At 58.7% G+C, this 21,809-nt stretch carries 18 protein-coding genes; 11 read left to right on the top strand and 7 right to left on the bottom strand.

What is annotated here, in order from left to right; genetic code table 11:
- Positions 1-283: 283 nt before the first annotated feature.
- Positions 284-3,145: a TonB-dependent receptor plug domain-containing protein gene (locus DVJ77_RS05900; protein WP_114844538.1), complete on the top strand. Its 2,862-nt coding sequence runs from the start codon at positions 284-286 to the stop codon at positions 3,143-3,145.
- A gap of 70 nt (positions 3,146-3,215) precedes the next feature.
- Here the strand turns inward: DVJ77_RS05900 and DVJ77_RS05895 are convergent, their stop codons facing one another.
- From DVJ77_RS05895 to DVJ77_RS05875, 5 genes are all read right to left on the bottom strand, one after another.
- Positions 3,216-3,647, bottom strand: a complete 432-nt coding sequence (locus DVJ77_RS05895) for an LIC_13387 family protein (protein ID WP_114844537.1) — start codon at positions 3,645-3,647, stop codon at positions 3,216-3,218.
- A gap of 94 nt (positions 3,648-3,741) precedes the next feature.
- The gene (locus DVJ77_RS05890) at positions 3,742-4,245 is read right to left on the bottom strand and encodes a TPM domain-containing protein (RefSeq protein ID WP_114844536.1); all 504 of its coding nucleotides are present in this window, start codon (positions 4,243-4,245) and stop codon (positions 3,742-3,744) included.
- Position 4,246: 1 nt separating this feature from the next.
- Positions 4,247-5,131 (bottom strand): TPM domain-containing protein, encoded by an 885-nt coding sequence (locus DVJ77_RS05885; protein WP_114844535.1) that lies wholly within the window; start codon positions 5,129-5,131, stop codon positions 4,247-4,249.
- A gap of 17 nt (positions 5,132-5,148) precedes the next feature.
- Positions 5,149-5,781 carry a LemA family protein gene (locus tag DVJ77_RS05880; RefSeq protein ID WP_114844534.1) on the bottom strand — a complete coding sequence of 211 codons (633 nt, stop codon included), beginning with the start codon at positions 5,779-5,781 and terminating at the stop codon, positions 5,149-5,151.
- A gap of 111 nt (positions 5,782-5,892) precedes the next feature.
- Positions 5,893-6,264 (bottom strand): diacylglycerol kinase, encoded by a 372-nt coding sequence (locus DVJ77_RS05875; protein WP_114844533.1) that lies wholly within the window; start codon positions 6,262-6,264, stop codon positions 5,893-5,895.
- A gap of 266 nt (positions 6,265-6,530) precedes the next feature.
- Here DVJ77_RS05875 and DVJ77_RS05870 point away from each other — a divergent pair, with 266 nt between their 5' ends.
- The 5 genes from DVJ77_RS05870 (at position 6,531) to DVJ77_RS05850 (ending at position 13,094) form a co-directional block, all read left to right on the top strand.
- Positions 6,531-7,847, top strand: a complete 1,317-nt coding sequence (locus DVJ77_RS05870; RefSeq protein WP_114844532.1) for an ATP-binding protein — start codon at positions 6,531-6,533, stop codon at positions 7,845-7,847.
- Between the two features lie 102 nt (positions 7,848-7,949).
- Entirely contained in the window at positions 7,950-8,534 is a 585-nt protein-coding gene (locus DVJ77_RS05865) for a response regulator transcription factor (RefSeq protein ID WP_114844531.1), read from the top strand.
- Positions 8,535-9,189: 655 nt separating this feature from the next.
- Positions 9,190-11,442 (top strand): TonB-dependent receptor, encoded by a 2,253-nt coding sequence (locus DVJ77_RS05860; RefSeq protein ID WP_225427839.1) that lies wholly within the window; start codon positions 9,190-9,192, stop codon positions 11,440-11,442.
- 90 nt (positions 11,443-11,532) lie between these two features.
- Complete coding sequence (locus DVJ77_RS05855; protein ID WP_225427838.1) at positions 11,533-12,627, top strand: sialidase family protein; 1,095 nt, start codon at positions 11,533-11,535, stop codon at positions 12,625-12,627.
- The gene (locus DVJ77_RS05850) at positions 12,627-13,094 is read left to right on the top strand and encodes a thioredoxin domain-containing protein (RefSeq protein WP_114844529.1); all 468 of its coding nucleotides are present in this window, start codon (positions 12,627-12,629) and stop codon (positions 13,092-13,094) included. The genes DVJ77_RS05855 and DVJ77_RS05850 overlap by 1 nt, the downstream gene beginning before the upstream one ends.
- Positions 13,095-13,150: 56 nt before the next feature.
- Here DVJ77_RS05850 and DVJ77_RS05845 read toward each other — a convergent pair whose 3' ends face one another.
- Positions 13,151-14,131 carry an isoaspartyl peptidase/L-asparaginase family protein gene (locus tag DVJ77_RS05845; RefSeq protein ID WP_114844528.1) on the bottom strand — a complete coding sequence of 327 codons (981 nt, stop codon included), beginning with the start codon at positions 14,129-14,131 and terminating at the stop codon, positions 13,151-13,153.
- A 210-nt stretch (positions 14,132-14,341) separates the two neighbouring features.
- Entirely contained in the window at positions 14,342-15,247 is a 906-nt protein-coding gene (locus DVJ77_RS05840) for a right-handed parallel beta-helix repeat-containing protein (RefSeq protein ID WP_114844527.1), read from the bottom strand.
- Positions 15,248-16,003: 756 nt separating this feature from the next.
- On the opposite strand from DVJ77_RS05840, the gene DVJ77_RS05835 reads away from it, so the two are divergent.
- The 5 genes from DVJ77_RS05835 to DVJ77_RS05815 are packed head-to-tail and all read left to right on the top strand — an operon-like array spanning position 16,004 to position 21,795.
- Complete coding sequence (locus DVJ77_RS05835; protein ID WP_162791380.1) at positions 16,004-16,990, top strand: Gfo/Idh/MocA family protein; 987 nt, start codon at positions 16,004-16,006, stop codon at positions 16,988-16,990.
- A complete protein-coding gene (locus DVJ77_RS05830) occupies positions 16,987-18,090 on the top strand; it encodes a DegT/DnrJ/EryC1/StrS family aminotransferase (protein WP_225427837.1) in 1,104 nt (367 codons plus the stop codon). Before DVJ77_RS05835 ends, DVJ77_RS05830 begins: the two co-directional genes overlap by 4 nt.
- Positions 18,091-18,104: 14 nt before the next feature.
- On the top strand, positions 18,105-19,448 hold the full coding sequence (locus DVJ77_RS05825; protein ID WP_114844525.1) for an ABC transporter ATP-binding protein: 1,344 nt from the start codon (positions 18,105-18,107) through the stop codon (positions 19,446-19,448).
- Complete coding sequence (locus tag DVJ77_RS05820) at positions 19,445-20,287, top strand: hypothetical protein (protein ID WP_114844524.1); 843 nt, start codon at positions 19,445-19,447, stop codon at positions 20,285-20,287. The genes DVJ77_RS05825 and DVJ77_RS05820 overlap by 4 nt, the downstream gene beginning before the upstream one ends.
- Positions 20,284-21,795 (top strand): glycosyltransferase, encoded by a 1,512-nt coding sequence (locus tag DVJ77_RS05815; protein WP_114844523.1) that lies wholly within the window; start codon positions 20,284-20,286, stop codon positions 21,793-21,795. Before DVJ77_RS05820 ends, DVJ77_RS05815 begins: the two co-directional genes overlap by 4 nt.
- The last annotated feature ends 14 nt before the right edge of the window (positions 21,796-21,809 follow it).

Genomic DNA, 21,809 nt, shown 5'->3' with positions numbered 1-21,809 from the left:
GCTGGGCATGGCGTTAAGGCGCCATGTCCAGCTCAGTGGAGGCCGACTCCGGCGACAACCCTAGCCGCTGTTTGTTGCAGTCAAGGTATATTTTTGGTTTAGTCCGGGTTGCATTTTCGTAATCATTTGATTTAACTTCGGGCTCACATCGTCTACCCCCATGGCTCGGCGATGCCGAGGCACGCAGGCTCAACCCCGAGCATGGCGTGCCATCCCAGATATCCAGGCGCCCAGCCTCAACCGCTGGTGGCTGGATATTTCTTTGTTCGGAGTTGTTTAAACAATGAAGCAAAAGACACTGCTGGCTACGGCCATCGGCGCGGCACTCATGTTGCCGATCTGGGCCGCCTCGGCTCAGGACGCCACCCAGACCAACGCACCGGCCGAGCAGGCCAAGGCCAAGAGCCTTGAAACCGTTACCGTCACTGGCTCGCGCATTCGCAGCGTAGACCTTGAAACCGCACAGCCGGTTTTCAGCCTGAGCCGCCAGGAAATCCAGAAGCAGGGTTACACCAGCACTGGCGATATCCTCTCGCACATCACCGCATCGGGTTCGCCAAGCTATAGCAAGTCCGCTGTGCTGACCTCCAACACCTACGCCGGCAGCTCCACGGTCGAACTGCGCGGCCTGGGTGCCGCCCGTACGCTGGTGCTGGTCGACGGTCGCCGCTGGGGCACCAATGCCGACGGCTTCACCGATTTGGACACGATCCCCTCCTCGATCATCGAGCGCATCGATGTACTGAAGGACGGCGCTTCGGCCATCTACGGTTCGGACGCCATCGCCGGCGTCATCAACATCATCACCCGCTCTGATTTCAAGGGTGCCGAGGCCAATGCCTATTACGGCCAGTACGGCAAGGGTGACGGCGCCCACCAGCAGTACGATTTCAGCTGGGGCAACAAGATCGGCAAGCTGTCGTATGTCCTCAGCGGCACCTACGCCAAGGATGACCCGGTATGGGCTCGCGATCGTGACTTCTCGGCCACGCCGAATGGTCCGTTCCGTCCGAACAGCGGCCTTTCCCCATACGGCCCAGGCGGCCAGATCTCCAACGGCCCCGGCGGCAAGTACAAGCTCAACGATGGCGCCGATCCGACCAATTTCGCCAACTACCACCCTTACAACGCTGCCACTGACAATTACAACGCCGACGAGCAGATGATGCTGATTAGCGGCGCGAAGCGTAAATCGCTGTTTGGCAAAGCTACCTATGCCATCACCGACAACGTCAACTTCCGTGCCGACGCTGCCTACACCGAGCGCACTGCAAACATCCAGACCGCCGGCTACCCGATCGGTACCGGCAACACCGGTTTGCAGTTGGACAAAGACAGCTACTACAACCCGCTGGGTAGCCAGCAGGGCTATGCCAAGCCGCAAAACGTCAGCTTCCTGCGTCGTGCCGTCGAACAGCCGCGCGAAAACAAGAACACCCTGAAAACCTACCGCGTCGGCGCCGGTTTTGATGGCGTGTTCCAACTGGGCGAGCGTAACTTCAACTGGGATGCGAGCGCGTTCTTCAACAAGAACAAGGGCGAAGTCTTCGGCGTCGGCAACTACAACTTGCTGAACCTCGCACAGGGCCTCGGCCCGTCCTTCAAGGACACCGACGGCACGATCAAGTGCGGCCGCCCGGGCGCCGTCATCACGGGCTGCACGCCGGTGAATATGCTGTCGGGCGCAGGTGGCCTGACCCCCGCCATGCTCAACTACATCGGTCGCCCGACCGATGCCACCTACGGCACCCAGACCACGGGCTTTGCCGCCAATATCGGTGGCGACGTGGTGCAGTTGCCGGCCGGCATGATGCAGTTTGCCGCTGGTGTGGAATACCGCCGTGAGTCGGGTTATTTCCATCCGGATTCGTTCTCGCAGGCAGGCAATTCCACCAACCCGTCGTCGACCCCGTCCTCGGGCAAGTACAACACCAAGGAAGCCTACGCGGAGTTGAACATCCCGGTGCTGGCCGACCTGCCGTTTGCAAAACTGCTCTCGGTCGACCTGGCTAGCCGTTACTCCAAGTACAGCACCTTCGGCAACACCACCAACAGCAAGTTCGGCCTCCAGTGGAAGCCGATCGACGACTTGCTGGTGCGCGGCAGCATCTCCGAAGGCTTCCGCTCGCCGACGATCAACAACCTGTTCGGCGGCACCAACCAGACCTTTGACGTCTACACCGATCCTTGCGACAGCAAGTTCGGCGCGGTTGCCAACGGCAATGCCAATGCCGTCGCCGCCTGCCAGGCCGCCGGTCTGAAGCCGAACTTCCGTCAGACCGATGCTTCGGGCACACCGACCTCCTCGGCAACCGCGTCGTCGAGCACCCCGTTCCTCTCCGGCTCCAATCCCAAGCTGCAGCCCGAAACCTCGCTCAGCAAAACGCTGGGCCTGGTCTACAGCCCGAGCTATGTCGACGGCCTCAATGTGTCGCTGGACTGGTACAACATCCGCATCAAGAACGAGATCAGCTCGATCACCTCCAACGACGTGCTGGAAGATTGCTACCTGCGCAACCTGCAGGCGTCCTGCGGCAAGTTCTCGCGTAACGCCCAGGGCCAGGTCGTCAACCTGACTCACACGCTGGCCAATCGCGGCAGCCTGGAAACCGAAGGCTACGACTTCAACCTGGTCTACCGTCTGCCGAAGTTCTCGTTTGGCCAGTTCAAGGTCAGCCTGGATACCAACTACGTCAGCAAGAACAACGAGACGCTCGGTTCCGGCGTCATCAAGTATGACGTTGGCCAGTACTCCACCTGGCGCATCCGCAGCAATGCCAATCTGGATTGGAGCTATGGCGACTTCGGTGCGACCTGGGGCGTGCGTTACTACTCCGGCCTGAAAGAGAACTGCACCATCAACTTCGCCGGTGGCCCAGAGTGTGATCTGCCGAACTACGTCTCCCCAGGTGTGGGTATTACGCCGAAGCGTCAGGTCGGCGGTATCGCTTTCAACGACCTGCAGGTCCGTTGGAGCGCGCCGTGGAACGCGACTATCTCGATCGGTGCCAACAACGTGTTCAATCGCCAGGGCCCGATCTTCTACACCGCATCGAGCAACACCCTTGGCAACAGCGGTTTCGTCGGCAACCCGTCGTACGACATCGGTCGTTTCTGGTACGTGCGTTACAACCAGAAATTCTAAGAGCTAAGCTCAAAGAATCTTCTGCTAAAAAGGCGAGCCTTCGGGCTCGCCTTTTTTATGCGCGATACCATCAACTGTCCTGCGCGCGCTTCCCCGCCGCCATGACGGCCCAACCCAGGCACAGTGCAATAACGACGTTCAGAATCAGCGGAACGGCAAAGAAAAACTTCCAACTGAGCGCAGCGTTGATAATGGACGCCATCAGAAAAGTAACCACGATGGGGCGAACTCTGAGCGCATCGGTTTTAGCCAGGGCGGCAAGCTGCCACAGCACAACCGCCTGCAGCAGTTGATAAAGGTCGATGATTACCCCAAACCCCACGTAGAAATCCCAATAGGTTCTTGAGGGCCCAACAGCATCGAAGTGATGGGATTTCATGGCGTCGATCACCGCCATTTCACCTGGGCCTTGTGCCGGTGTCCAAGGCGCCCCGGACATATGCAGGGCGCAAAAAAGCAAGCTGATAACCGCAGCGACTCGCAATAAGGTCGATGATTTCATCACGTATCTCCGTTGGCGAAGACAGCAGCAGCGACTTCAACAGCAACAGACCGAGAACCCGTCAGCGCAAACGATCACGACCGAATGGATGCGCTTATAGCAAGACCGGCCGATCCGACAATTCGTCAGGCTCAACTTTGTCATTGCCCGGAAAATGTTGAGTGAGCAGGGCGTGCACCGCGGCGATACCTTCGAGACAACCTTCGCGCCAGGCACCACTGACGAAACGTTCGCGCATTCGCGCGCAAATCGTGTCCCACTCGCCCTGCGCCACGTAACGCGCAATGCCACGGTCAGCGACGATTTCAATACGATGCTCGGCCATCAAAATGTAGAGCAGCACGCCGTTGTTATGTTCGGTATTCCACACGTGTAGCTGACCGAATACCTGCGCAGCGCGAATGGGTGCATCCAACCCCTCCAGCACCGCCAGTGGCGCCAGCCTCGATTCAACGGCGATACAAACTTCGCCCTTGTGGCTGCGCTCGCCAGTAGCGACGGCTTGGGTCATTTCATCGAGCAGGCTGGCCGGAAACCGGCGGCGCACTTGAAACCATTCGCCGAACAGATTCATCAACAGCCGTTGCAGTCGTGTCATCTCACCAACTCCCCGACGAACCACCGCCACCGAAACTGCCGCCGCCACCGCTGAAGCCACCACCACTGGAACCACCGCCGAAACCACCGCCGCCAAAGCCACCACCAAGGCCGCCCCAACCGCCGCCACCGATCGAGCGACCGCCGCCAGCGGGTAGCAGCATGAAAACGCCGCCGATCAATGCACCGATCAGACCGGCGCCGAGCGATATCAGCAACCACAGTGCGCCACCGGTTAACGCCGCACCCAATAGCGCACGTACCACAGCATTCGTACGGCCCAAAATGCGACGCAAAATAAACGCGATAAACAAACCTGCAAAAAGGCTACTTTGCAGATCGAGTCCATGCCGCTTTTCGTAGACGTGCCCTTCCACCGGCGGCGGCAACGACTCGCCATCAATCAATTGGGTCAACGCGCCCACCGCGTCATTGATACCGCCGTTGTAATCGCCGGCACGAAATTTCGGCGCAACATATTCGCGGATGATGCGTGCGGTGGCCGCATCGGGAATCGCCCCCTCCAAGCCATAACCAACCTCGATACGCACGAGTCGGTCATCCTTGGCGACCAGCAGAAACACGCCGTCGTCGACACCTTTGCGGCCGATCTTGTTCGCCTCGGCAACGGCCAGCGAATAGCCTTCCAGATCCTGCGGTTTTGTCGTGCCGACCATCAGCACGACCAGTTGCGCACCCTTGCGTTTCTCCAACGCGGTTAGCTGCGTATCGAGCTGATCGACCTGTTGTGTACTAAGGGTGCCGGTAAGGTCGGTAACATGGCGTGCCAGCTTCGGCACGTCATCGGCATGTGCGGAAGACAGCCCTGCTGCGACCAGCAGCAGGATCGCGAAGAGAAACGGCAGCCGCAGCAGGCGCCCGGTCATCTCAATGCAGCATCATGTCAATGGGTCCCGGCAGGTGCAGGTGCCTGGGCAGGTGCCGGTGTCGCACCGAAATCCACGGTCGGCGCGGTTGAAATCGCCTTCTCGTTTTCAACCGTGAAGTTCGGTTTGACGTGATAACCGAAGATCTTCGCAGTGAGGTTGTTCGGGAAGCTGCGAATCAAAACGTTGTATTCCTCTACCGCCTTCACATAGCGATTACGCGCCACAGTGATGCGGTTTTCGGTACCTTCCAACTGCGCCTGCAGATTCTGGAACAGGCCATCGGCCTTCAACTGCGGATAGTTCTCGCTGACCACCATCAGGCGCGATAGCGCACTGGACAACTGACCCTGTGCCGCCTGGAACTCCTGCAATTTCTGCGGATCATTCAGCGCATCCGGCGACAACTGCATCGTGCCCACCTTGGCGCGCGCCTGAGTGACCTCGATCAGCACCTTCTCTTCGTGCTGGGCGTAGCCTTTGACGGTATTGACCAGGTTAGGCACCAGATCCGAGCGGCGCTGGTATTGGTTAATCACTTCCGACCAGGCGGCCTTCACCCCTTCGTCCTGCCGCTGAATCGCGTTGTAGCCACAGCCCGACAAACCGGTGACGACCAGCAACAGCGCAAGTGCGCGAAAGAGTTTCATGGCAAGACTCCGATCCGGTTCATTGAGGCGCCATTGCAGCACCTCCACCGGCTCGAACGCAATTAAGAGCCTGTTTACGACCTCTGAGCAGCCCGGAGGTCGTAAAGGTTCTTACAACCAGCGTGGACCGATAATCAGCGCCCAGCTCAAAACCACCAGCACCAACAGCAAAAACACTGCCGCCGAGCCCATGTCTTTGGCACGCCCGGCCAGTTCGTGGAACTCAGGGCTGACTTTGTCCACCACCGCCTCAATCGCCGAATTGAGCAGTTCAGCCGACAGCACCAGGATCGCCGGCAGCACCAGCGCGAGCTTTTCCAAAGCACCATGGCCTAGCCATAGACCCAGCGGCACCAGCACCACCGCCAGGCAAGCTTCCAGTCGAAACGAGGCTTCGTGCCGCCAACCGGCGCGCAACCCCTTCATGGACCACTGGAAGGCGCTCCAAAGCTCTTTGGGTCCACGAATGCCACTGGCAGCCATCAGTAATGCGTCCAGTCGAGGCGTGATGGCGAAAGTACGAAAATCTGCATAGCTAGGCGTGTCTCGGTCAAAAAGGCAAACAACAAGCGGCCGATGATGCCATAAATGCCACGTGCCAAAGGCCTCTATTGTCGCAGCGCAGCTACACCCAAATGACGGCTGGGTTACCCTCTCCGCCTGTGGCCCACTGCGCATCATCCTCCCTACGTGCCACGGGCCGCAGCGCGGTCGTTTCCCGACACCAAGAGCACCCGGCAGACTCCCTTATGAAACACCGCACCCGCCGTCCGCTGCACAGCCGTATCGGGCCTTTTGCACTAGCCCGTACCTTGGCGTGGTTGCGCATATGTGCCATCGCCGGGCAAAGCGTCGCGGTGTTGGTCTGTGCGCTGTGGATGCAGTTGGCCATCCCCCTGTTACCGCTGATGGTCGGCATCGGTTTGCTGGCGGTGTTTTCCGTCTTCGCTGCCTGGCGGCTCAGCCAGCCGTGGCCGATGCGCGAATGGGAAACCATCGTGCATGTGGCTGCCGATACCTTAGTCCTTGGCTATCTGTTGTATTTCACCGGCGGCGCCAGCAACCCCTTCATCACCCTGCTGCTGGTACCCATCGCACTAAGTGCGGCGGCGCTGTCGGTACGAGCGATTCTCGCGGTGGCGGCCCTTGCCGGCATTGCCTACCTGCTACTGCTGCGCTGGTACGTACCGCTGCCGATGCCCATGCATACGCAGTCATCCGGCGGCTTTTCACTGCACGTGGCTGGCATGGGCGTGAACTTTGTCATCACCGCGCTGCTACTGGGCTTCTTCATCAATCGGCTGGCCCGTGCCGTGCGCCTGCAACAAATCGAAGTGCAGCGCGTGCGCGAGCGCGCTTTACGCGACGAAGGCATCCTCGCCATCGCCACCCAGGCCGCCGGTGCCGCACACGAACTCAATACACCGTTGTCGACCATGCGCACCCTGCTGCCCGAGCTGCGCCGCGAACATGCCGGCGACGCGGTGTTGGATGAAGACCTTGAACTTCTGCAAGGCCAGGTAGAGCGCTGTCGCACGATTCTTCGCGAGATGGTCGCGTTTGGGCAGGCCCAGCTATCGCAAGAGCCCGAACAAATCAGCCTGGCTCGTTTTATCCACGGCTGCCTTGAGCGCTTTCAATTGCTGCGTCCCGAAGCCGAGCTGGCATTGAACCTGGACGAAGACGCCGCCCCCACCATGCTGCGCACGCCGCCTGGCCTGCGTCATGCCGTGCTCAACCTGCTCAACAACGCGGTCGATGCCTCCGCCCTCAATCATTCGCAAGCGGTCGCACTTACTGTGCACTGCGAGGATGGCTGGCTGGAGCTGATCGTGCGCGACCATGGCCCTGGCTTCAACGCGACCGGCGAGCTGGCGATACTGGGGCGCTCGCTGAAGCAATCCGGGCTGGGCATTGGCCTCGCACTTGCCGAAGCCACTGCTGAACGCCTCGAAGGTGAGTTAATCGCCATCAACACCGATGATGGTGCGCAGATGCGCCTGCGTTTACCACTGGCAGTCGTTGCTGCGAAGCCCAGTATCGGAGCCCACCCTGTCGGTAATTGAGTGGCTTGCCGCTGCTTGGACACTTAGGGCGCGCTTCTACAAAACATTCTTTACTAAGCGACAATGTGCATCCTCATTCGTCGCTCACACCAGAGAGTCTCCATGACCGATCTGCCGCGCACCGCGACCACCCAACCCTTACTAATCGTCGACGACGATGCCACCTTCGCGCGCGTGTTGGCCCGTGCCATGAGCTCACGCGGTTTCGAGGTCATCACCGCAAGCAACGCCGACGAAGCCCGCGCATTAACCCGCCGGCACCATCCGCGCTATTGCGTGCTGGATCTGAAACTAGGCGATGAGAACGGCCTGCGTCTGATCCCTGAACTGAAGATGCTGGTGCCCGATATTCGCGTGCTGCTGCTTACCGGTTATGCGTCCATCGCCACTGCCGTGGAAGCTATCAAGCGTGGCGCTCATGATTACCTGGCCAAGCCGGTAGATGCTGACGCGGTACTACGCGCACTGCTCGACGGCGACAGCTCCACCGGCGAAGACGATGTCATCGATGCACCCGAGGCACCGTTGGCACTACGTCGCTTGGAGTGGGAACACATTCAGCGTGTGCTGACTGAATGCGACGGCAATATTTCCGAGACCGCACGCCGGCTGGGCATGCATCGCCGTACTTTGCAGCGCAAGCTGAGTAAGCATCCGGTGCGCGAGCGGCCTGATAGCGAGGATTGATTTAGGACAGGTTGCGGCGACCTGGATCACCTACGCCAGGCTTTCGAACCCCTGCTGGGGTCCGAGTTATTTTCTCTTGATGGTGCAACCAACGGAGAATGCCACCCTCGATGCGGCGCGCGGCCTGCGCGCACTCGGAGCGACTGCAAGCAGTCGTCGATATATGAAACGCACGCCACACAGCCCCCTCCCTGCTTGCAGGGGAGGGTTGGGGAGGGGTTCAATCTTGCGGCGAGGTTGAACCCCCTCCCAGCCTCCCTCTACAAGTAGGGGGAGGGGCAAAAGCACAGCACGCTCTGCTTTTTGACGTTGCTCTTGACCTCGGGGCCCCTGTGCGTCGGTGAGGGTCGGACGATCAGACCCGCAGGAGCATCGACATGGATATCGATGCCTTTTCGCCAGCGCAGGAGCCCTGTCGCCCATACTGTTTAAGATCAGCCCGGCCGACCCGCACATGCCCGTAGGGCGACGCACCGGGATGGCCTTCTCCGTTGCTTACACCATCAAGAGAAAGTAACTCGACCACCGACAGGTAGCCGAAACCCGCCGTAGGCGAACAACCTAGCCACAACCTCACTGCGACAACGCGCCACCTTCCTCCGCAAATTAGTACGACTATCCTGCAAACCCTTGACCATGGTCCAGGGTAATTCCATTGAAAACCGCCACGCTCGGCTTTAGCGCACTTGCGCTCGCCATCCTCAGCTATAGCGCTCAGGCGGCTGATCCGCAGCAATCGACCACACTCGCACCCATCGCTGTGCATGCCAGCGACATGGGCGTCATGGACGCACAAAGCGTGCAAGTACATGTCACGCGCGAAACCTTGCAGAAGCACAACATCACCGACAGCTCGGACGCACTCAAATACGCACCGAATGTGCAGGTGCGCAAGCGCTATATCGGCGACCCCAATGCCGTCATCAGTGGTCGCAACGCCGGCACGCTGCAAAGCGCGCGTAGCCTGGTCTATGCCGATGGCCTGCTGCTGTCCAACCTGATGACCAATGGCTGGGATGGCGCACCACGCTGGGGCATGGTGGCGCCGGAGGAAATCGGTGCGGTCGATGTGCTGTATGGGCCGTATTCGGCGCTGTACCCCGGTAACTCTTTGGGCACGACGGTGCTGATCCACACGCGCCTGCCCGATCGACTCATGGCCAGTGCCAGCATGAGCTTCATGAGCCAGGATTTCGGCGACCGTTATGGCAGCAGCGGCCACTACAACGGCCACAACCTGTCGGCGGCCCTGGGCAACAAGCAGGGGCGTTGGAGTTGGCTGTTGTCGGTGAACAAGCTGGACAACCATGGTCAACCCATGCAGTACGCCACGGCGAAGGCCGGCGGCAATGCCGCAAAAGCGACCCCGGTCGACGGTGCCACCCTCGACCGAAATCCAAATGGCAGTCCGCGCCTGATCTACGGCGCCAACACTATCGAGCACACCGAGCAGACCCAGGCCAAGCTAAAGGTCGGTGTGGATCTGAGCGATAACGTATCCGCGCAGTTCACCCTGGGCTGGTGGCGCAACCATGCAGAAGATCGCACCCGCAGCCTGATCCGCAATGCCAACGGGCAGCCGGTCTACAGCGGCGTCATCTCAGCGAATGGCCAGACCTGGACACTCCCGGCCAGCGGCCTGGCACCGACCTCATCGTTTGACACGCACGTGCTCTACGGCGCTGAGCTCAACGGCCACTTCGATAACGGCTGGCGTTGGACAGCGGTCGCCAGCAAGTACGATTTTCAACGCTCGCAACAACACACCGCGAACCTGCCCCCACCGAACGGCCCGCTCGGTGGTCCTGGTACGGTCGGCGACATGGGCGACTCGGGCTGGCAGACGTTGGATTTGCGTAGCTCCGGCCCATTGGGCGAGCAGCAGCAACTCTATGTCGGCGCGCATGGTGACCGTTACGTCTTGGACTCCCAGGTCCGTACAGCCAGTGACTGGCGCAGCCAAGGCGATGGCGTACCGCTGAGTGCGTTTGGTGGTCGTACGCAAACCCGTGCGATTTATCTGCAAGATGTGTGGAGCTTCGCCCCGGCCTGGGCATTCACTGCCGGTGGCCGCTGGGAGCAATGGCGTGCTTATCGTGGTTTACGCGCCAACGGCAACGCGTTGGTGAGCTATCCCAGCCGCAAGCGCAACGATTTCTCACCCAAGGCAGCGCTGAACTGGGATTTCGCCGAAGATTGGCAACTGCGCCTGGCCAGCGGCAAAGCCGTGCGCTACCCCACCGTGAATGAATTGTTCCAGGGTTCGATCTCCGGCAACGCCATTATCAACAGCGACCCGAACCTGCGCCCGGAACGCGACTGGTCTACCGACCTTACCCTTATCCGGCATCTAGCCAATGGTCATTGGCGTGTCTCGCTGTTTCAGGATCGCATCGCCGATTCGCTGTATTCGCAAACCGACATCACGGTTACCCCCACCGTCACCAGCGTGCAGAATGTAGGCCTTGTGCGCTTGCGCGGCATTGAGGCCGAGATCGCGCTGAAAGACGTCTGGACGGCCGGTCTTGATCTAAGTGCCAGTGTTGCCGTGAATGACGCCAAGACACTGCAAGATCGCCAGTACCCTAATGCGAACGGCAAAGTGTTCCCGCGTATTCCACGCTATCGCGCCACGGCGGTTGCCGATTACCGCTTTAACCCGGCATGGGACGCCTCCCTCGCTGTGCGCAGCTCGGGTCGCCAATACAACAGCCTCGACAATAGCGACTACATAAACACCTACGGTGCCGTCAGCCGCTACACCGTGGCCGACGCCAAGCTGCGCTGGAAATTTGCATCGCAATGGACAGCCTCATTGGGCGTGGACAACCTCACCAACACACACTACTGGGTCTACCATCCCTACGCCGGACGCACCTGGTTCGGTGAAGTGCGCTGGGATCTATAAGCACTTACAAAGGCCATCGCCATGCGTATCTTCATTGCTGCCCTGCTCTGCCTTATTGCTCCCATGCTGCTTGCGCATGAAGGAATGAGCATGACCAAGGGAGCCGAACTGGGCGCCAGCGCCGCGATCGATGCCAAAGGCCGCGTGTGGCTGGTGGATGCAGCGGATGGCCATGTCCGGTTGCGCCATTCCGACGATTTCGGCCGCACGCTGAGCGCACCGATCCAGGTCAATGCACAGGCCGAGCCGATCTACGCCGAGGGCGAGAACCGGCCGAAAATCGTGCTCGGCAAGCAGGGCGAACTCTATGTGAGTTGGTCGCAGCCACGCACCAAACCGTGGACCGGCTTTGTTCGCTTTGCCCGCTCGCTGGACGGCGGCGAACATTTCTCCGCGCCATTGACCGTGCATCACGATCGCGCCGAAATCACCCATCGCTTCGATGCCATTGCGGTAGATCGCCAGGGCCGCATCGTGGTCGCATGGATCGATAAACGCGACCTCGAAACAGCCACGGCGCAAGGCAAGCCCTATCTCGGCGCCGCGATCTACTACAGCGTATCCACCGACAACGGCGCCAGCTTCGCCACCGAGCGCAAGTTGGTCGATCAAAGTTGCGAATGCTGCCGCATTGCCCTGGCACGCACGCCACAAGGCGAGATCGGTGCATTCTTCCGTGGCATTTACGGCGACAACATCCGCGACCATGCCTATGCCGTATTGTCGACGGACTCAGGCGCCAGCAACGTGCAACGCGCAACCTTCAGCCAATGGCAGATCGCCGGATGCCCTCATCACGGCCCTGCGCTTGCTATCGATACCCAAGGCGTGCGGCATGCTGTGTGGTACGAATCCAAAGACACGCCGACCATCTGGTACGGCCAACTCCAGCCAGGGCAAGCACCGCAACACAGCCTGGCAATAGCCGGTACCGGCGCCAGCCACGCCGACGTCGCCGTGCATGAGCACGAGGTGTGGGTGGTGTGGAACCAGGTGAACGCCCATGGCTACGAATTGATGCTGCGCAGCTCGCAAGATGGCGGCCTGCACTTTGGCGAAGCACGGCAGATCGCCAATACCTCCGGTGCCGTCGCTTCACCGCAATTGCTATTGTGGCAAGGCCGTGCTTTTGTCGCGTGGAATACCGCAGCCGGCTTTCGCCTGATTCCTACCGAGGCCTTGTGATGTGCGCCAAGCTGCTACTGCTGCTCGTCCTGGCCCTACCCACGCTGACCCACGCCGCCACCCCAACGGCGCTGACCACAGACGACATAGCCGGTCTACTCAAACCACCCGTCCATGGCGCACGCATCATCGCGCTGTGGTCGCTGGACTGCGCCTATTGCGAATCCCATCTGCAAGCCCTGGCCAAGCTGCAACAGGCGCATCCGCGGCAGATTGAATTGGTGACTGTCGCTACCGACAGCATCCAGCAACAGGCAGCCATCGAAGCACGGCTAAAGGCCGCAAACATGCTGACCTGGCCCGCGCGGGCTTACGCCGATGACACGCCCGAGCGCATCAATTACCTACTTGATCCCCAATGGGGCGGCGAGACACCACGAACCCTCATCATCCATGCCGATGGCCGTCGCCAGCACTTCAGCGGTGCATTGACTCCCGCTCAGCTGCACATCATCGAGGCTTTATAAATCATCTCGAAAGGCCGTCTTGCGGTAGCGGCTCGTAAGGCCGTTATGTAGACAAACTATTGATCCGTACCCGGCATCGGATCGTCCGTACCATCACTCTCGTCGCCATAAATCGCTACATGCGCGACACCGTCAGCGCCAATCCAGCCGCGGAACATCCCATCGGTATTGAATGGCATCGCGACATTGCCGCTCGCATCCAGTGCAATTGCGCCACCGTTACCGCCCATGGAGGGAATTTCCTGGTTAATCACTTCAGCGGCCGCGCGCTTCAACGGTACGCGCATCTGGGTGACCCGCATGCATATCTCATGTGCCGCCACAGTACGAATGTAATACTCGCCCCAGCCTGTGCCCGACACGGCGCAACCTGAATTGGCATAAGTACCGGCGCCGATGATCGGGGAGTCGCCAATACGGCCCCAGCGTTTGTCGGTCATGCCGCCGGTCGACGTGCCGGCGGCCAAGCGACCATCGGCATCCAGCGCTACCGCACCGACCGTGCCGAAATGCTTGGCTGTTTCGACATCGCTATGTTGCTGGCCTAGCTTGTCTTCCTTCAGCGCTTTTTGCAGTTGCTGCCAACGCTCTTCGGTACGGAAATAGGAAGGGTCGACTAACTCGATACCCGCCTCTTTCGCGAATGTCTCGGCGCCATCCCCGGACAACATGACGTGCTCGGTCTTATCCATCACGGCACGCGCCAGCAGAATGGGATTTTTTACCCGATGCACCCCGGCAATCGCACCGGCCTTCAAATTGGAGCCATCCATGATCGCGGCATCCAGCTCGTTCTTGCCGTCATGGGTAAATACCGCGCCCTTGCCGGCGTTGAAATTGGGGTCGTCCTCCAGCACGGTGATCGCCGCCGTTACGGCATCCAGCGCCGGCTTGCCTTCCTTGAGCTTGGCATAGCCCTTTTGCAAGGCCAAGGTCAGCGCCGCGCGCACCATCTTCTCCTTGGCCGGGCTCATTTCGCGCTTGATGACGCCCGCACCACCGTGAATCACCAAAACCGGCGTCGTGGCGTAGCTCATCGTGGTGATTCCTATGTTGGCGACGATGAGAGCGGTTAGGGCTATGAATAGACGATACGGCTTCACAATGAGCTCTCCCTGAGAGTGACCGAGGGAGTATAGCTATCCACCGCTCATTGCACTGATTCAACGGATAAAAAGAGCAAAAAGAAGCCCGCCGGAGTGACTCGGCGGGCTTGATTTATCGATGGCTGTGAACCACCGCGATTGCTATTGAACTGCGATGGTGCCGTTGGGCGCACCCGGCGTGGTATTGCCGATCTTGCGGTTGTTGCCGGCGGAATTCACCGTTCCGCCACCTGAGCCGATACCGACCGTGTTATTGAACATATCCACGTTCGAAATACGCAGCGATGACCCGGTCTGAGCCTGCACGGCAGTCCCATTGGCGGAAAAGAAGCTGCTCTCCAAGTCAACCGTGCCGCCCTCGGCCAACGCACCAAAGCCCGAACTTCCCTGGACCGTCGAGTTGGTTGCTTCCAGGATGCCTGTTTTGGCGTCGAGAGCATTCGCTACGCCCTGAATAACGACGTTGTTGAGGGTAACAATGGTCGAAGCACTGGCACCGCTCTCGATCACCACACCGCCCGAACCGCCGACGATGGTGGAATCGCGCACGATCACTTTGCCGGGGGTAGTCGAGGCGACATCGATGGCGATGCCGTTACCTGCGCCGGTGGCAGTGAAACCTTGGATCGTGCAGTGATCCACGATCAAGGTGCCGCCGCCAATAAACGAAATGGCCTTGAGCCCACTACCGTTTCCGTTGAGTTCCAGGTTACGCAAAATCACGGTCTCGGTCGGACCTGCATTGACGGTGATGGCGTTGGTGCCGGAGACGAGAATGCTCGCAAGTTCGCCGCCGCCGCTAATCATGAGGCCCTTGGTAATAGTCACCGCACCGAATCCACCTGGATCGAGCACTGAAATCTCACCACCGACCGCCGTCTTGGAGATCGCCCCTGCAAAAGTTTTGCAGGGTGCGGTACGGCTGCACGGGTTGGCATCATCGCCAACGCCCGAGGTCCAGGTTCGGGCGGCCTGTGCATGCGCCGTGGTAATAAAGGCAAAAGTAAGCACGCTGGTGGTCAAAAACAATTTTATAAAACGTTTCATAGGACTTCCCCTTACTGGTCGAGAAACGCCCAGTCCATCAAAAACAGACTAGGAGGCCTGTCGTAAAATCCATACCTGGATAATGACCCGCCGGATGAGAGGCGGCTCCAGCCGCCTTACCTAAAGGTTTTCTGCCGATAAAACGCAGGCAGGACATGCAAGCCGACCTCGGCAGTGCCGACGCATGAGCTTGCAAAATCCCGATAACTTTCCGTAGCCCCCTGGCCCTGGTACCGAGTAGTCTATGCCTAGCACCGTGTAACTGCGACGAGCAGAAAGGGGGCACGTGTGTGTATCGATCTAAATATCGGGCATGGCATTAGGAATGCTATAGGGAGGGGGACTTGCCAAAGCGAGCCTGGATCCACGCAACCGAACCGCCGTGTTGGCAGTGGCGAAATCAAGTCTTTACGAAGGGGCACCGGCCGTGGATGGGTTCGGTACCAGCTACGGCGATTATGGATATCTTGATAATCGCCGTTGCAGTTCATGCCAGACGATTTGCACTCGCTACAACAAAACCACGATCTGCGGTGCCCTCATTTGATCTCGTCTAGCGGCAATGCGACTCAAGGTAAATCCGGCTAATGCCATTGCCTAGTACGCGTGCCTGACCAGACAACCGCATTGTTATACGGCTCAGCCAGGACGAGATGATTTGCTGGGAATAGCTTTCTACATACGGGCACGCATGTATCATCCCCGTATAGCGCTATCCCACGACTCAGATCGAAGTTAGAGTCAATGAGGTCAGCTATGAAGCTCGCTACCGAAAACGCGGCAATCGTCGGACCCTCTTACAGCCCATTGCCGCGCATGGGAACTGCCGTGGTGGGGGTCGGCTATTTTGGCAGCCTGCATGCGCAATGCTATTCCCGCTTGCCAGGATGCAAGTTGATTGCCGTGGTCGATCCTGATCCGGCCGCACAGTCGGTCGCACAACGACTGGGCGTTTCATGGCTGCGCGATATCGATGAACTGCCCCATTCCGTCCAGACCGTTTCGGTCGCCACCCCTGTTGGCACTCACTATGCGTTGACCAAAAGCCTGCTAAAGCGTGGCTTCGATGTACTTCTGGAAAAACCGATCGCCGAGACACCGGAGCAAGCCAAAGAGCTCTGTATGCTTGCCGCAACCAACCGTCGTATCTTGCAAATCGGTCATATCGAACGCTTCAATCCCGCTTTTTCTCTCGGGCCAAGCTTGCTGTCTCGTGCCCAGGCCATCGATATGGCTCGTACCACCCAGCGCCCACCTCGTGGCGATCAACTCAATGTTGTAATGGATCTGATGATCCACGATCTCGACTTGATCCTGTATGGCGTTGCCTCGGTTATCACCGGATTCCACGCCGAAGGACACAGCCGGGGCATAACTGCTATCGACGATGCCTGTGTTGAACTGCGCTTCGGCAACGGATGCGTGGTGCGGCTGAACTCGCACTGGGGGGGCGCTGCATCTGGCAATGACCGTTGCATGCTCGTCAGGTTGGAAGGCGGCGAAACATGGGCGCTCGATTTCCTCCGGCGCACGGCGTATCGCACAACGCCTACCCAACCGCATGACCAAGACTTACCCACGCAAATATCCAGCCCTCCCCACGATTCGCTGAGTTTGCAGCTCGCCTCGTTCATCCATGCCTCCAGACATCGCACGGCGCCGCAGGTAACTCCGGAGCACGGTCATGCAGCGCTTGATCTGGCACAAAAAATCCAGGCCCAGATACTTGGCGGGGTGTCGTGATCGTTCCGTTGCTTGATTTGCGCGCACAGTACCGGCAACTGCAAAATGAAGTCGACGCCGCCGTCCATCGTGTCCTCGAAAGCAGCGAATTTATAGGCGGTCGCGAATCCGAATGCCTGGAACGCGAATTGGCGGGGTACCTTGGTGTAACTGATGTCGTTACCGTCAATTCCGGTACCGATGCCTTGGTTTTGTCCCTGAAAGCACTCGGCGTCGGCTCGGGTGACGAGGTGATTGTTCCAAGCTTCACTTTCTTCGCGACAGCCGCAGCCGTCAGCCTGGCGGGCGCCACGCCCAAGTTCGCCGACTGCGCACCGGATAGCTACAACGTCGACATCAGCGCTCTGCAGAAAGCCAAGGGCCAACACACCAAGGCAGTAATCGTCGTACATTTGTTCGGCGAACCGGTCGACTTGTCCCCGATACAAAAATGGTGCACTGAACATGGTTTGTGGTTGATCGAGGACGCCGCTCAAGCGATCGGCGCTCGATATGCCGATCAATCCGTTGGATCGGTGGGAGATATCGGCGCCTTCAGTTTTTACCCGACTAAAAATCTGGGCGCTTTTGGCGACGGTGGCGCCATCGCCTGCCGAGATCCTGCGATAGCCCGGTGTCTGCGCCAGCTTCGAAATCATGGCCGGGCAGGACGTTACGAGCATCAAGTGATCGGCTGCAATAGCCGACTCGACGAGATCCAGGCGGCTATCCTGCGCGCCAAACTGCCTTTTCTGGACACCTGGAACGAGCGTCGCCGGCGGCTCGCGGCGAGGTATCAACGCGGACTGCAGGGCACCGTCTGCCGCTGGCAGACAGCAAATGTGCAAGCGACCCCGGTATATCACCAGTTTGTCATCCGGCACCCGCAACGCGATGCGCTACAAGCGTTTCTGACGACACATGGCATCGCTACGGCAGTGTTCTACTCTATTCCCTGCCACCTGCAGCCGGCGTTGGCTGAGTCCCACGGCGAGGTGTCATTGCAACACGCAGAACGGTTATCGGAAGAGGTACTGGCTCTTCCGATCTATCCAGAACTGACCGAAGAGGCGGTCGATCATGTCACCGGACTTGTACACCTGTTCGAACAACAGCGGTAAGGGAATGCAGTGCCATGTCCAGTGAATCTCAATATATCCCCGACGACACCGGCGTTGCCATCAGCGTGTCGAACCTGTCGAAAAAATACCAGATCTACCATCGCCCGCAAGATCGCCTTCTGCAGAGCTTCTGGGGCACACGCAAGCAACTGTATAGAGACTTCAATGCGCTGGACAACCTCTCTTTCGACATCTATCGAGGCGAAACCGTAGGTATCGTCGGCCTCAACGGCTCGGGGAAAAGCACCCTGCTGCAAATCATCGCCGGCACGCTATCCCCTACTGCAGGGGCTGTGTATGCACGAGGAAAGATATCGGCCCTGCTTGAGCTTGGCGCCGGCTTCAACCCTGAGTTCAGCGGCCGCGAAAACATCCATATCGCCGCCTCGATCATGGGCTATTCGAAGGCAGACATCGAGCGCAAGTACGCCAGCATCGCGTCCTTTGCCGATATCGGTGACTTTCTTGAACAGCCAGTCAAGACGTATTCCTCCGGCATGTATGTACGGCTTGCTTTCGCCGTCGCCATATCGGTTGAGCCTGAAATATTGATCGTCGACGAAGCACTGGCGGTTGGCGACGTCGGATTCCAGACCAAGTGCATGGTTACGCTAAGACAGATGCAGCAACGTGGCACGACCATTCTGTTCGTCAGCCACGACACCGCAGCGGTCAGTTCGCTATGTCAACGCGCCATCTACTTAAGGCAGGGAAAAATACTTGCCATGGGCCTCGCGTCGGAGATCACCGCCCAATACATTCGCGATGTGCAAGAGGCGAGCAACCGCACGATCCAGAATGCCACCGCGGGCACGGGTGCATCGGATAGTCAAAACAGCGAAGCAACTACGCTCATGCCAGCGCCTGCCAGCGCCCAATTTACCCATTTTGCAAAGATGGCTGAGCACTGCCGCTCCGGCACCGGCGATGCGAGAGTGATGTATGCAGAAATGCTCGATGGCGAAGGTATTCCGGTCAATTCGGCCACCTTCGACCAGAGCGTAACCATACGAATCATCGTCGAGGCTGTCCGTCCAAGTACTTTTTCCGTCAATTACAAAATATGCGATAAAAATCGAGTCGCGGTTATCGGCGCCGATTTTCTCATGCAGGATCAAGAGTTGTTGTCCCTGTTACCAGGCCAGCAGGCGGAAGTCGTTTACAAAACGCGGTTGCCGCTCACGGATGGTAAATACAGCCTGCGCATTTCGCTTACACAACCGATCGACGCTCATCAGCACGCTATCTTTTTCGACATCGTGGAAATCGCCCACGTGTTCGAAATGATGCGTAGCACCAAGGCTAAATTCTGGACACAGATCTACATGCCAAACAGTTTGGATGTAAACATCTCATGACCCACAAAAATGGTGAGCCCCATCGACGCGCACTATTGGTGATCGGCCATCCAGGCCACGAATTGCGCGTTTTTGGCTGGCTCGCACAAACCAGACCCCTGGTTTGCGCACTAACCGACGGCTCCGGTAGCGATGAAACCCCACGGACGGATAAGACGCGCGCAATCCTGGGCGCTGCCGGCGCAACCATCGGCCCTATCTTCGGCGAACTGAGCGATCGTCAGATCTACAAGCACATGCTCGAACAAGATAGCGGCCCCTTTGAGGATCTCTGCGAGCGGCTGGTGCAACTGATTGTCGAGGAGAAAATCGAAATCGTCGTCAGTGATGCCATCGAGGGCTACAACCCCACACATGATCTGTGCGAAGTATTGGTGCACGCGGCAGTGGAAATCGCCAACATCAGGCAACAGCGCGAAACCCGTCATTACATCATTCCGTTGATGGGCGATCCGTGCTCATTGGGCGATGGCAGTGAGTCCGAGCACATTGAAGTCATACTCACACAGGCGCAATTCCAGCAAAAACTGGCTACCGTGCGCGACTACGCGTCAAGTGCCGGAATCACTTTGCAGCAGGAGGCCGAAGACACCTTTCGCACCTTTGGCGAAGAGGCCTTTTCGCGTGAGTATTTGTTTGCCTCGACCCTCTCTGGCCTGGACTGGGAGCGGCGCTTTGATGGTGGTCGACCGTTTTACGAAACCTACGGCGAGAAACAAGTCGCAGCGGGGCGCTATCAGTTTGTCATCCGTTTTCGGGAGCATGTTTTACCCTTGGCCAATCGACTCGAAAAACACGTTGCAGAAATCTCGGCGAGCATCTCCGGTGGTCGTTCATGAGAATCTTGATTACCAACAACACCCTGGGCTCGCGAGCAGGCTCAGAGCTTTATGTACGTGATATTGCGTTGGCATTGCTGAAACGCGGCCATCAGCCAATTGCCTATAGCAGCATGCTTGGCGCTGTCGCCGAAGAACTGCGTATGGCAACCATACCCGTGATCGACGATCTCGCGTCGCTTGCTTTAGCTCCCGATATCATTCATGGGCAGCATCACCTTGATGCAATGGCAGCGATGCTGCATTTCCCGGATACGCCCGCCATCTATTTCTGCCACGGATGGATTCCATGGGAGGAAATGGCGCCGGAATTTCCGACCATACGACGCTATATCGCGGTTGACGATCTTTGTGTCGAGCGGCTGCACAGTACACAAGGCATCGCACCTGAGCGCATCCGCGTAATTCGCAACTTTGTCGATCTGGAGCGCTTCAAGCTTCACGCCCCGCTGCCTGTCAAACCCCGGCGAGCCCTGGTGTTCAGTAATTACGTAGGCGAAGGAGACATCCTTTCCAACTTGCGCCAAGCCTGTACCGCACGAGGGATCGAGCTCGACCTGATAGGCCTCGCCTCAGGACACAGCGAGAATCAGCCTGAGCGCATCCTGGGCCAATACGACATCGTGTTTGCAAAGGCCCGCTGTGCACTGGAGGCACTTGCCAGTGGCACCGCCGTCATCGTGTGCGATGCCGCTGGCCTTGGCGAAATGGTTACACCGGATAATTACGAGACCCTGCGTCGACTCAATTTTGGCATCCGTTGCTTACGTAACCCGCTTAGCCCGGATTTGATCGGCAAAGAGCTGGATCGCTACGATGCGGCGCAGTCGCGCGAAGTGTCGCTGCGTGTAAGAGCTGAAGCAGGTATCGAAGACGCCATTGACCTGCTTTTGAATACGTATCAGGAAGCTATAGCGGAGCCCTGCGAAAGACTTTTATCCAAAGAGTCGTTCCTGATGCCGGCAAGCCGCTACTTATGGCGAGTAGCAAACGCCATCAAGGTTCGTTCTCCGACAACCGCTCGTGCGCTAACGGAGGCTGAGGCCGTATCGGCGGCAGCACGCGCTCGTGCCGAACAGGCTGAGCATCATCTGGCAGAGCAAAAGCTGCAACTCGTTCAACTCGATGCTGCTCTTTCCGAGCAACGGCAAAAGGTCACCGAGGTCAACTCGGCCTTATCCGAGCAGCAACAAAACGTCGCGCTGATCGGCGCAGCCTTGTTTGAACAACGGCAGCGCTCGGATCTGCTGGAGCAGGAACGTTGGCAGCATGAGTCATTGAAGCATGCGATATCGCAGCGTGACGATGAAATCACGGCGATGAAACAAGCCGCATCGCAACGTGACGATGAAATTTCGGCGATGAAGCAGGCTCTATCGCGTTACGAGAGTGAAATCACCGCCATCCGCCGCTCAACCCTGTGGCCGCTGGTCAATGGGCTTTATCGATTGAAAGAACGGCTTTGGAACACCCCCATGGCCGCACTTAAAGCCCGCAAGGCGCGATAAACGCGACGCAATGC

The organism is Dyella tabacisoli (assembly GCF_003350925.1).
In the GTDB taxonomy this organism is placed as follows: Bacteria; Pseudomonadota; Gammaproteobacteria; order Xanthomonadales; family Rhodanobacteraceae; genus Dyella_C; species Dyella_C tabacisoli.
Note: the sequence above shows the minus strand (reverse complement) of the source record. Positions and strands in the feature narration are given on the sequence as shown.

What these genes read in the sequence shown, in the direction of transcription:
- DVJ77_RS05855 (WP_225427838.1), top strand. Translation starts at nt 11,533, where the DNA reads ATGACCAAGGGAGCCGAACTGGGCGCCAGCGCCGCGATCGATGCCAAA.
- DVJ77_RS05875 (WP_114844533.1), bottom strand. Translation starts at nt 6,264, where the DNA reads ATGGCTGCCAGTGGCATTCGTGGACCCAAAGAGCTTTGGAGCGCCTTC.
- DVJ77_RS05880 (WP_114844534.1), bottom strand. Translation starts at nt 5,781, where the DNA reads ATGAAACTCTTTCGCGCACTTGCGCTGTTGCTGGTCGTCACCGGTTTG.
- DVJ77_RS05820 (WP_114844524.1), top strand. Translation starts at nt 19,445, where the DNA reads ATGACCCACAAAAATGGTGAGCCCCATCGACGCGCACTATTGGTGATC.
- DVJ77_RS05900 (WP_114844538.1), top strand. Translation starts at nt 284, where the DNA reads ATGAAGCAAAAGACACTGCTGGCTACGGCCATCGGCGCGGCACTCATG.
- DVJ77_RS05835 (WP_162791380.1), top strand. Translation starts at nt 16,004, where the DNA reads ATGAAGCTCGCTACCGAAAACGCGGCAATCGTCGGACCCTCTTACAGC.
- DVJ77_RS05885 (WP_114844535.1), bottom strand. Translation starts at nt 5,131, where the DNA reads ATGACCGGGCGCCTGCTGCGGCTGCCGTTTCTCTTCGCGATCCTGCTG.
- DVJ77_RS05825 (WP_114844525.1), top strand. Translation starts at nt 18,105, where the DNA reads ATGTCCAGTGAATCTCAATATATCCCCGACGACACCGGCGTTGCCATC.
- DVJ77_RS05845 (WP_114844528.1), bottom strand. Translation starts at nt 14,131, where the DNA reads ATGAGCTACGCCACGACGCCGGTTTTGGTGATTCACGGTGGTGCGGGC.
- DVJ77_RS05870 (WP_114844532.1), top strand. Translation starts at nt 6,531, where the DNA reads ATGAAACACCGCACCCGCCGTCCGCTGCACAGCCGTATCGGGCCTTTT.
- DVJ77_RS05895 (WP_114844537.1), bottom strand. Translation starts at nt 3,647, where the DNA reads ATGAAATCATCGACCTTATTGCGAGTCGCTGCGGTTATCAGCTTGCTT.
- DVJ77_RS05890 (WP_114844536.1), bottom strand. Translation starts at nt 4,245, where the DNA reads ATGACACGACTGCAACGGCTGTTGATGAATCTGTTCGGCGAATGGTTT.
- DVJ77_RS05815 (WP_114844523.1), top strand. Translation starts at nt 20,284, where the DNA reads ATGAGAATCTTGATTACCAACAACACCCTGGGCTCGCGAGCAGGCTCA.
- DVJ77_RS05850 (WP_114844529.1), top strand. Translation starts at nt 12,627, where the DNA reads ATGTGCGCCAAGCTGCTACTGCTGCTCGTCCTGGCCCTACCCACGCTG.
- DVJ77_RS05840 (WP_114844527.1), bottom strand. Translation starts at nt 15,247, where the DNA reads ATGAAACGTTTTATAAAATTGTTTTTGACCACCAGCGTGCTTACTTTT.
- DVJ77_RS05865 (WP_114844531.1), top strand. Translation starts at nt 7,950, where the DNA reads ATGACCGATCTGCCGCGCACCGCGACCACCCAACCCTTACTAATCGTC.